We start from the raw sequence: 5,833 nt of genomic DNA on the forward strand, positions 1-5,833 counted from the left end.
GGATCGTCATCGGCAACCTGATCATGCGCAAGATGGTCGCCATGCGGATCTGATGTGATGGACCCGACGCTTCTTCAGAATCTGGTCACCGGCTTGGCCCTGGTCCTGCTGTCGGTGGCCGCCATCGGCGGGGCGGTCGTCCTGGTGGGCGAGGTCCGCGTCCGTTCGCAGCGCCGCGCCCGCTTCCACCTCCCGGGCGGCGAAGGCGGGCTGGTCGCGCCGCGCGGCGAGGTGCGGGTCTTCGGTCACGCCATCGAGGGCCTGCGCCGGCTCGGCCAGCGCGCGGCGGTCAGCGACCCGTCGCGGGTCTCCGATGTGCGAATGCGCCTGATGCGAGCCGGGTTCTTTAACCGTGACGCAGCGGTCTACTACATGGGCGCCCGGGCGGTCTCACTGGCGCTCGCCACCGTGGGCACGGTGCTGTTGCTGCCGTTCGCGCTCAAGGGCGGCGGCATGGGACCGATAACCCTGGCCGGCAGCTTGGCGCTCGCCGCCTTGCTCGGCCCCGACTACGTTCTGCGAATGCGGCAGAAGGATCGCGAGCTCGAATATTCCGACGGGTTCCCGGACCTGCTGGACCTGCTGGTGGCCTCGGTGGAGGCCGGCCTGTCCCTGGACGCCTCGGTGGCGCGGGTCTGCGATGAGCTGGCCCGACGCTACCCGCGTCTCACCGTGCACCTGCGCATGCTGACCCTGGAGCTTCGCGCCGGCAAATCCCGCAAGGACTGCTGGTCCACCTTCGCCGACCGACTAGGCATCGACGACGCCCGAGCGCTGGCCACCATGCTGCGCCAGGCCGAGGACATGGGCACCAGCCTGGGCGAGACGCTCAGCATCTTCTCCAGCGACATGCGGCAGAAGCGGATGCTGCGCGCGGAGGAGAAGGCGCTGGCCCTGCCGGTCAAGCTGACGGTGCCGCTAATCCTTTTCATCTTCCCCTGCCTGATGGGGGTGCTGTTGCTGCCCGCCATCTTCCGCCTGATGCAGACCTTCAACGGCGCTGGCCCGGCAGGCTGAACTTCGCGGCTTTGGGCTTGGCGTTGGCCCCAGCGCGGACGATAAGGTCGCCGCATGGATTCCTCAGCCCTGCGCCACGTCCTGCGGGACGCCGTCATCCCCGAGCTGCCGAACGCCTATTTCGGCAAGGTGCGCGACAACTACGACCTGCCCGACGGGCGGCGCATCATCATCGCCTCGGATCGGGTCAGCGCCTTCGACACGATCCTGGCGGCGATCCCCTACAAGGGCCAGGTCCTGACCCAGACAGCGCGGTTCTGGTTCGAACAGACCGCCGATATCTGCCCCAACCACGTCCTGTCCTATCCCGATCCGAATGTGGTGGTCGGCAAGCGGCTGGATATCCTGCCGGTCGAGATCGTGGTCCGCGACTACCTCGCCGGCACGACGGGCACCTCGATCTTGACGCTCTACAAGGCGGGCGGGCGCCGGATGTACGGCCACGTCCTGCCGGAGGGCCTGCGCGATAACCAAAAGCTGCCCGCACCGATCATCACGCCGACCTCCAAGGCCTTCGACGGCGCCCATGACGAGCCGCTGACGCCGGAGGAGATCGTGGAGCAGGGGCTGCTGACGCAGGGGCAGTGGGACCAGCTCGCGGCCTATGCCCTGGCGCTCTTCGCCCGCGGCAAGGAAATCGCCGCGAAACGCGGCTTGATCCTGGTGGACACCAAGTACGAGTTCGGCACCGACGCCGGCGGGACGATCATCCTGGCCGACGAGATCCACACGCCGGACTCTAGCCGCTACTGGATCGCGGCGACCTACGACGAGCGCTTTGCGGCGGGCGAGCGGCCGGACAGCTTCGACAAGGACTTCGTCCGCGCCTGGGTGGCGGAGCGCTGCGATCCCTACAAGGACCCGATCCCCGAGATTCCCGCGGAGATGATCCTCAAGACATCGGAGGTCTATATCCGCGCCTTCGAGACCATCACCGGCCAGACATTCGAGCCGCCCCAGGGCGACGAACCCGTCCTAGAACGGATCCGCCGCAACCTGGCTCAGTTCTTCTAGACGCGCCTTTAGAAGCTCCGGCGAACCGTGACCCCAATCGTGCGCGGCTGGTTGGTCTGATAGCCATAGCGGGCTCGCAGTCCGCGCTCGCGGTCGATGGAGAGCTTGGCCCGTTCGTCCGTCAGGTTATTGACGAACACCGCGGCGTCCCAGGTCTCGTTCCGCACCCCAAGCCGCAGGTTGGCCACGTCGTAGGCCGGCAGCTCCAGCGGGAAGGAGAGGGTGGAGACCGAGGTCGCCCCGATATTCGTGAACAGGCTGACCGTGCGCGGGTCGTTCTCCTGGTCGGAGATCTGGGTGAAACGATCACCCACATATTGCCAGGTGAGGTTGCTGTAGGCGGTGAGCCCGTTCTCCATCTCGCGGGTATAGTTGACGCTGAAGGCCGCCTGAAACTCCGGCACGGTCGGAAGCCGGTTGCCGTCGCGCAGGCCCTGGATCGGCGCGCCGGTGGCGTCGCGAACGCTGGATGTCAGTTCGGCGCTGTTCCACGAGGCCGAGGCGGAAACGTCGAAGTTCTCGCTGAGCCGCATGCTGAACTCGGCCTCGACACCGCTGGACTTGGCCTTCGGCACGTTGACGATGATCCGCGACGAGCAGCTTCCGGCGTCGATGGTCGCCTGCAGGTTCTCGATGTCGGCATAGAAGGCCGCGAGAGTGAGGGATCCGCGTCCCTCCGCCAGCCTGGCCTTAAGACCGGCCTCGTAGTTCCACACCGTTTCGTTGTCGAAGCTGGGCGTCGACAGGGCGTTGAAGGTGGCGAAGTCGGCGGCGCTGCAAAGTGGCCGGTTCAGCGGATCGTTGATGCCGCCCAGCCGGAAGCCCTTGGACGCCTGGGCGTTTAGAGTGACGTTGTCGGTGGCCTTGTAGGCCACGATCACGCGCGGCGCGAAGTCCTCGGCCTCGGTGTTGCCCTTCACCCCGATGGTGGTGTCGGCGAAGATCCCGTCGAAGGTCAGGACCCGGTCTTCCTCATAGCTCGCGTAGCGAAGACCGGCTGTGACATCCAGGCGCTCGTTCACTTCCAAGGTGGCCTCCCCGAAGACCGCGTACTGGGTCTGGGTGTAGGGCACAGTGGAGTAGTAGAGGGCGTCGCGCGGCGCGCGGGCGCCGGCGGTCGGGATGCCGGTCAGGGTTTCGAAGCCACGGACGTCCAGGACCTGGGCGTAGTCGCGATCGACATCCGAATAGAAGGCGCCGATCACCCATTGGAAGGCGCCGTCGCCGTTCGATCCCAGGCGCAGTTCCTGGGTGAACGACTTGATGTCGGTGGTGTCGGCCAGCGGCGCGTTGAGCGTGTAGACATTCGACGCCAGGCCAATCGAGCCGCCGGTGATCGAGCCGGTCAGCGCCGTCGCGTCGCGCAGCACCAGGACTTCGCGGTCGGTGTAGCTGGAGATGGAGGTCAGGGCGAGATCGCCCATCTCGTACTGGATGGTCAGGTCGCCCAGCAGGAGGTCGTCCTTGAACTTCTCCTTGAGCTGGGTGAACTGCTGCAGGTCGCCCAGGCGCGCTTGCGAGCGGGTGGTCGTGTACTGATTGCCCAAGATGTTGAACACGTCGACGCGGTTGAAACCGCCGACGTCGATGGTCTGGTAGAGGATCCTAGGCGTGATGGTCAGGTTCTCGGAGGGCTTGAACATCAGGCTGGCGCGGACGCCTTGTCGGGTTCCGCCATTGACGTCCTCGTTGACCGTGCCGCCCGGCTGGACCGCGTCGATGAAGCCCGCGAAGTTCGAATAGTAGGCCGCCACGCGGAGGGCCGCGTTCTCGCTGAGCGGGGCGTTGATCATCCCCTTCAGGTCCCACCCGAACTCACCCTTGGAGACCGAGCTGACTGTGCCCTCAACCGTGCCTTCGAAGGCGTCCGTGCTGGGTTGGTTGGTGATGTAGCGGACCGTGCCGGACAGCGAGCCCGAGCCGTAGAGGGTGCCCTGAGGCCCGCGCAGAACCTCGACGCGGTTCAGGTCGAAAAGGTCGATGTCGGGCGTGAACAGCGACAGCGAGATCACCGACTCGTCGAGATAGACGCCGACCTGTTCCTTGACGCCCGGCTGGTCGCGGACGATCTGGCCCGCCGAGATGCCGCGGATGGCGACCTGGCTCTGGCCCGGACCAAGGTTCTGGACCGTGAAGCCGGCGATGTTGCGCGACAGTTCCTCGATATTGGTCGCGCCGCGCTCGCGCATCTTGGCCTCGCTGAGCGCGTTGACCGAGAAGGGAACGTCGATCAGAGCCTCGTCCCGCTTCCGGGCGGTGACGACCAGTTCGTCGAGCTCGCTCTGCGCCATGGCCGCCGTGGCGGGCATGGCCATGATGATCGCCAGCAAGCTCACTTGAGCCGCCGCGCGTTTGCGGTTGTACGCCATGTCGTTTTCTCCCTCGTTCACTCGTGTCTCGGCCCATCCCTGCGGATGCGCGGCATGAGTGTTATGGTCGCGAGGTAATCCTGCTGCGCCCCTTCCTGTCCAGCTTGATCGAGCGCCGCGCTGGTGGGCCGAAAATCGTCCGTGGCGCGAGTATTTTGTCGTCGACTACGCCTGCAAGGCGTTACGGCGAAAGGGGTTGAGGCCCCCCCATCTCGGGGCCGGGGTCGCGTGGACCCCTGTGGCGCCAAAGCCCCAGCCGGACGACTTCAACCGGTGAAGCCCAGCATGATCACCGCAAGCAGGAAGATGACCAGGGTCACGGTGCAGAAGTTCAACAGCATGAAGGTCCGCCAGAGAGCGGAGAACGTCCTCAGGCTGTAAGCGCCCTTGAGCTGGGCGTACATGTGGATGGGGATGATGAAGGGCAGGGCCAGCGTGACCGCGCTCACGCCGATGCCGCCGCCCCACCGCACGACGGCCGCCGCGACCATGATGAGCATCGCCATGAAGGTCAGCGAGTAGAGTACGAAGACCCCGTGGTCGTAGAAGGTGAAGCCTCGTTTCCAGACAAACAGCAGCGCCACGAAGGGTAGTGAGATTGGCACAAGCAGGAACGAGAACTTGTAGAAGGTTTGCTGGATTTTATAGAGCGCCAGGGCCGGGTTCTGGAATTTCTTGTTGAGCTTCTCGTCCAGTTTCTTGTTGCCGGTGTTGGCTTTGAGTTTTCCAGACTTCGCGCCGGCCTGAACCTCTTCCTCCCAGCCCCGGCTGCCGAAGGTCGACAGCGGCGTCTTGTTGAGGTTGGCCTCGGCCTCCTTGGTGCTTTCAACCAGCGCGCGCGCTGAGGCGACGCGCCGCTCCAGCTTTGCGCGCTGCTCTGCTGAGGCGACTTTCGGGCCTGTGAGGGCTTCGGCGAGTTCGGCCTCCACCTGCTTGGCGCTGGCCTCGTCGTCGGCGACCCGCTTGGCCATCGCGGTCTTCTGGAGCGATGCATCGATCGGCAATTCGTCGTCACCGGCATGAAGCTGAGGATCATGAACATGACGAAGACGGTGAACAGGAACATGGCCAGCGGCGACACGTAGCGGGTGCGTTTGCCGTGGACCCATTCGCGGGTCAGCTTGCCGGGATTGAAGACCAGCAGAGGCAGCGTCCGCCAGATCCGGCTGTCGAAGTGCATCACGCCATGCAGCAGCTCTTCGCCCAGGTGCAGCAGGGTGCGATGGACGTGGGTCGGCTGGCCGCAGCTATGGCAGAAGCGGCCCGTGGTCTCGGCGCCGCAGTCGCTGCAGACATGATGATGATCGCCCGCCTGGCCGGTGGGCTTCTCGATGGCCGAGCCGATTATTCCGCCGGTCGCCGCCGCGCCGGCTGCGTCGATATCCACCATCCGAAACGTCCCCACGATACGTGACGCACTGTTACCGCCGTTC

The 5,833-nt window shown here is 65.4% G+C and carries 4 protein-coding genes and 1 pseudogene; 2 read left to right on the forward strand and 3 right to left on the reverse strand.

The features are described 5' to 3' along the window. The first annotated feature begins 57 nt into the window (after window positions 1-57). Together RMO04_RS14395 and RMO04_RS14400 are read left to right on the forward strand one after the other, a co-directional pair. Window positions 58-1,017, forward strand: coding sequence for a type II secretion system F family protein (locus tag RMO04_RS14395; RefSeq protein WP_309645460.1), 960 nt, complete (start codon window positions 58-60; stop codon window positions 1,015-1,017). Window positions 1,018-1,071: 54 nt separating this feature from the next. Beyond that, complete coding sequence (locus RMO04_RS14400) at window positions 1,072-2,031, forward strand: phosphoribosylaminoimidazolesuccinocarboxamide synthase (RefSeq protein ID WP_309645461.1); 960 nt, start codon at window positions 1,072-1,074, stop codon at window positions 2,029-2,031. Between the two features lie 8 nt (window positions 2,032-2,039). Here RMO04_RS14400 and RMO04_RS14405 read toward each other — a convergent pair whose 3' ends face one another. The 3 genes and pseudogenes from RMO04_RS14405 to RMO04_RS14415 all read right to left on the reverse strand — a co-directional run. Continuing rightward, window positions 2,040-4,421 (reverse strand): TonB-dependent receptor, encoded by a 2,382-nt coding sequence (locus tag RMO04_RS14405; RefSeq protein WP_309645462.1) that lies wholly within the window; start codon window positions 4,419-4,421, stop codon window positions 2,040-2,042. Window positions 4,422-4,666: 245 nt separating this feature from the next. Beyond that, a complete protein-coding gene (locus tag RMO04_RS14410) occupies window positions 4,667-5,371 on the reverse strand; it encodes a hypothetical protein (protein ID WP_309645463.1) in 705 nt (234 codons plus the stop codon). Between the two features lie 125 nt (window positions 5,372-5,496). After that, window positions 5,497-5,790, reverse strand: a pseudogene (locus tag RMO04_RS14415) (DUF3667 domain-containing protein); the annotation flags it as partial. Window positions 5,791-5,833 lie beyond the last annotated feature (43 nt).

The sequence above is a fragment of the Phenylobacterium sp. genome (assembly GCF_031412415.1).
Lineage (GTDB): Bacteria > Pseudomonadota > Alphaproteobacteria > Caulobacterales > Caulobacteraceae > Phenylobacterium.